This window comes from Salegentibacter maritimus (assembly GCF_016236915.1).
In the GTDB taxonomy this organism is placed as follows: domain Bacteria; phylum Bacteroidota; class Bacteroidia; order Flavobacteriales; family Flavobacteriaceae; genus Salegentibacter; species Salegentibacter maritimus.
The window spans coordinates 1-4,346 of sequence record NZ_JAEHOK010000048.1 but is presented as its reverse complement, the minus strand read 5'-3'; the positions used below and the strand labels follow the sequence as shown (position 1 = coordinate 4,346).

The 4,346-nt window shown below is 37.3% G+C and carries 4 protein-coding genes; all 4 read left to right on the top strand.

The window, feature by feature from the left end; all coding sequences use genetic code 11:
- Positions 1 to 61 precede the first annotated feature (61 nt).
- The gene (locus tag I6U49_RS16760) at positions 62 to 1,327 is read left to right on the top strand and encodes an IS256 family transposase (RefSeq protein WP_262894938.1); all 1,266 of its coding nucleotides are present in this window, start codon (positions 62 to 64) and stop codon (positions 1,325 to 1,327) included.
- Complete coding sequence (locus I6U49_RS16755; RefSeq protein ID WP_198629688.1) at positions 1,305 to 1,817, top strand: hypothetical protein; 513 nt, start codon at positions 1,305 to 1,307, stop codon at positions 1,815 to 1,817. Before I6U49_RS16760 ends, I6U49_RS16755 begins: the two co-directional genes overlap by 23 nt.
- A 2-nt stretch (positions 1,818 to 1,819) precedes the next feature.
- On the top strand, positions 1,820 to 2,812 hold the full coding sequence (locus tag I6U49_RS16750) for a DUF262 domain-containing protein (protein WP_198629687.1): 993 nt from the start codon (positions 1,820 to 1,822) through the stop codon (positions 2,810 to 2,812).
- Between the two features lie 257 nt (positions 2,813 to 3,069).
- On the top strand, positions 3,070 to 4,335 hold the full coding sequence (locus I6U49_RS16745) for an IS256 family transposase (RefSeq protein ID WP_262894938.1): 1,266 nt from the start codon (positions 3,070 to 3,072) through the stop codon (positions 4,333 to 4,335).
- The last annotated feature ends 11 nt before the right edge of the window (positions 4,336 to 4,346 follow it).

The following is a 4,346-nucleotide window of genomic DNA, read 5'->3' as shown; positions in this document are numbered from 1 at the left end:
GAGAGTGTAAAATAAACTCTGTCTGAATTGAATTATTTATTAATTTCATTCATACAGAATTATGGCAACAAAAGAACAACAAGAATTCGAGAAAAAGGTGCTTGACCAGTTCATGTCAGGCAAAAGCCTTTTTGGTGCAGACGGTGCTTTTGCACCGATGCTCAAGAACGTTATTGAGAAGGCCCTTCAGGCAGAGATGGACTCTCATCTAAGTAGTGATGAACGCTCCAAAGGGAATAAACGCAATGGCAAGGGAAAGAAAAAGCTTAAAAGTGGCTTTGGCTCTTTTGACATTGAAACCCCTGAAGACCGTCAAAGTAGCTTCCAACCGGAACTGGTTAAAAAGCGACAGACGATTCTGGCTGATAATCTTTCAGAAAAAATTATCGGTCTTTATGGACTTGGAATGAGCTACCGTGACATCTCGGGTCATATCAAAGAAATGTACGATACCGATATTTCCCATACGGTTTTAAGCCAGATCACCGATCAGATCATTCCTGATATCAAAGCCTGGCAAAGTCGTCCTTTAGAACCCCTTTACTGTATTGTTTGGCTTGATGCCATGCATTATAAAGTTAAAGTGGATGGAAAGATTGCCCACAAAGCACTTTATAACATCCTGGGTATTACCAAAGAAGGGAAAAAGGAAATCCTGGGGATGTATATCTCTGAGAGCGAAGGTGCTAATTTCTGGCTACAGGTTTTAACCGACCTTCATAACCGTGGATTACAGGATATCTTAATAGCCTGTACAGATAATCTCAAAGGCTTTACACAAGCCATCTTAAGCGTTTATCCAAAGGCTCAGGTTCAGCTTTGTATTGTACACCAAATCCGTAATTCATTGAAGTATATTGCCTCTAAAGATCAAAAAGAGTTTATGAAAGACCTGAAAAAGGTCTATAGGGCTGTCACTAAAGATGTAGCCGAAGATGAGCTATTGAACCTGGAAGGGAAATGGGGTAATAAATATCCTGTAGTTATTGAAAGTTGGCAGCGTAACTGGGAACAGCTATCCCAGTATTTTGAGTATACAGAACCCATTAGGAAGATTATTTACACCACTAATGCCGTAGAGGGCTTCCATCGGCAAATCCGGAAAGTTACCAAAACCAAGGGTGCTTTCACCACTGATATGTCGCTGCTAAAGCTAGTCTACCTGGCCACACGAAACATTGAGAAGAAATGGACCGCTCCTTTGCATAATTGGAGCCTTACGATTCAGCAATTTTATATTAAATTTGGAGACCGGATACCGCTGGACATAAACGCCAATTCCTCTGGGGCTAGCCCCAGAGGAATTGAAACATCAGACAGAGTTTAATTTACAGACCCACTTTAGAAAAAGAATTGCTGATAATTTTAATATCCAGTTTTATGAAGTAATGATAGTTGGTTCTTCCAAATTCGGTTTTAGCCCATATAAATTCACTGACTTTTCTTTAGAATCAGATATTGATGTGGTGATATTTAATGAAAAACTTTTTGAACATTATTTTGATTTAGTATCTGAATATCAATATTTAATCAAATCCCAAAGAATAATGCTTAACGGCCAACAGTATAAGCAATATTTAAAGTTTATTAAATATTTCATACGTGGATGGATGAGGCCAGACTTATTACCGCAAAATACAACTGACTTTAAAGAAATTAAACAGGAATGGGACGATTTTTTTAAAAGCATATCCCATTCCAAATCAGAAGTAGGCAATTATATCGTTAAAGCAGGACTATTTAAAAATCAGAAATACGCTGAAAAATATTATCGTTCTTCGATAGAAGAAATAACTAAAAAATTGAAAAGCATATAAATATGAGTGCTCAAATCCCAGCTCAACCAGATAAAAAAACAATCTCTGACTTGATAGGTAAAATTCAAAGAAAAGAATTAATCCTTCAGCCAGAATTTCAAAGAGAATTTGTCTGGACTCCATCACATATGGAAAACTTTATAAAAACTATTTTAGACGGTTTTCCATTTCCAGAAATTTATATTTCTCAAAAAGGAATTGATTTAACCACCCTTGCAACTCAAAATGTTGTTGTAGATGGTCAGCAAAGACTTACAACAATTCAAAGATACATAGAGGGTACAGACAATTTTGAGAAAAGTATTCCAAAATTCGCCGACCTAGGAGATCAAATACAGAGGGATTTTCTAAACTATGATGTCACAATTAGAGATTTAAAAGACATTTCTCCCGAGAAAATAATTGAAATATTTCAAAGAATTAATTCAACTAATTTTACTTTAACCGCAATTGAGATAAATAATGCAATCTACAACGGGGAATTTATTTCTTGCGCTAAAGCAATCCTTGAAAAGATAAATGAAGCTGACCATAAGGTACCCATTTTTAGTGAAAGTGAATTGACTAGAATGGCTGACCTTCATTTCATTTTACTAGTGATGTCGACCTTAAAAGAAGGTGGATATTTTAGTCAAGATAGTGAGGTAGAAAATTACATTGCAAAATTCAATGATGAATTTCCAGATTTTCAAAAATTTCAAGATTTGATAAGTGATACTATTATAAATATTGTTGATAGCGATCTTGAACCAGATTCAATTTGGTTCAGGAAATCCAATTTTTTTACATTAGTTTGTGAGCTTTGTTTTGCCGAGGTTAAAGTTGACAATCTAATTAAAAAGCTTAATGCCGCAGAAGAATTAATTCTACATCATAAGAATGATGATAAAGAAACCAATCAATATGCGCTTTATTATGCAAGTATGTACGCAGGTACAAATAGCCGTACCGCAAGAGTAAGAAGAAGTGAATTCATTAGAAAAGAAATATTGTAGAAAAGCCAGATGCCAACATCGGTTCACCGCAAATAAAGGTTTTATCGAAAATGCGTAATTTTAGAAACCAGGAAAGATAATGGTTAAACCAACAAGTCCGCATCCTTATTCCCGAAACTTGTGGTAACCCGAGACGTTTGGCATAAGGCTCCTAAAGATTGTTACTCATATAACTTATGGATTTTATCTGCCATTCGAGAGTGTAAAATAAACTCTGTCTGAATTGAATTATTTATTAATTTCATTCATACAGAATTATGGCAACAAAAGAACAACAAGAATTCGAGAAAAAGGTGCTTGACCAGTTCATGTCAGGCAAAAGCCTTTTTGGTGCAGACGGTGCTTTTGCACCGATGCTCAAGAACGTTATTGAGAAGGCCCTTCAGGCAGAGATGGACTCTCATCTAAGTAGTGATGAACGCTCCAAAGGGAATAAACGCAATGGCAAGGGAAAGAAAAAGCTTAAAAGTGGCTTTGGCTCTTTTGACATTGAAACCCCTGAAGACCGTCAAAGTAGCTTCCAACCGGAACTGGTTAAAAAGCGACAGACGATTCTGGCTGATAATCTTTCAGAAAAAATTATCGGTCTTTATGGACTTGGAATGAGCTACCGTGACATCTCGGGTCATATCAAAGAAATGTACGATACCGATATTTCCCATACGGTTTTAAGCCAGATCACCGATCAGATCATTCCTGATATCAAAGCCTGGCAAAGTCGTCCTTTAGAACCCCTTTACTGTATTGTTTGGCTTGATGCCATGCATTATAAAGTTAAAGTGGATGGAAAGATTGCCCACAAAGCACTTTATAACATCCTGGGTATTACCAAAGAAGGGAAAAAGGAAATCCTGGGGATGTATATCTCTGAGAGCGAAGGTGCTAATTTCTGGCTACAGGTTTTAACCGACCTTCATAACCGTGGATTACAGGATATCTTAATAGCCTGTACAGATAATCTCAAAGGCTTTACACAAGCCATCTTAAGCGTTTATCCAAAGGCTCAGGTTCAGCTTTGTATTGTACACCAAATCCGTAATTCATTGAAGTATATTGCCTCTAAAGATCAAAAAGAGTTTATGAAAGACCTGAAAAAGGTCTATAGGGCTGTCACTAAAGATGTAGCCGAAGATGAGCTATTGAACCTGGAAGGGAAATGGGGTAATAAATATCCTGTAGTTATTGAAAGTTGGCAGCGTAACTGGGAACAGCTATCCCAGTATTTTGAGTATACAGAACCCATTAGGAAGATTATTTACACCACTAATGCCGTAGAGGGCTTCCATCGGCAAATCCGGAAAGTTACCAAAACCAAGGGTGCTTTCACCACTGATATGTCGCTGCTAAAGCTAGTCTACCTGGCCACACGAAACATTGAGAAGAAATGGACCGCTCCTTTGCATAATTGGAGCCTTACGATTCAGCAATTTTATATTAAATTTGGAGACCGGATACCGCTGGACATAAACGCCAATTCCTCTGGGGCTAGCCCCAGAGGAATTGAAACATCAGACAGAGTTTAATTTACAGACCC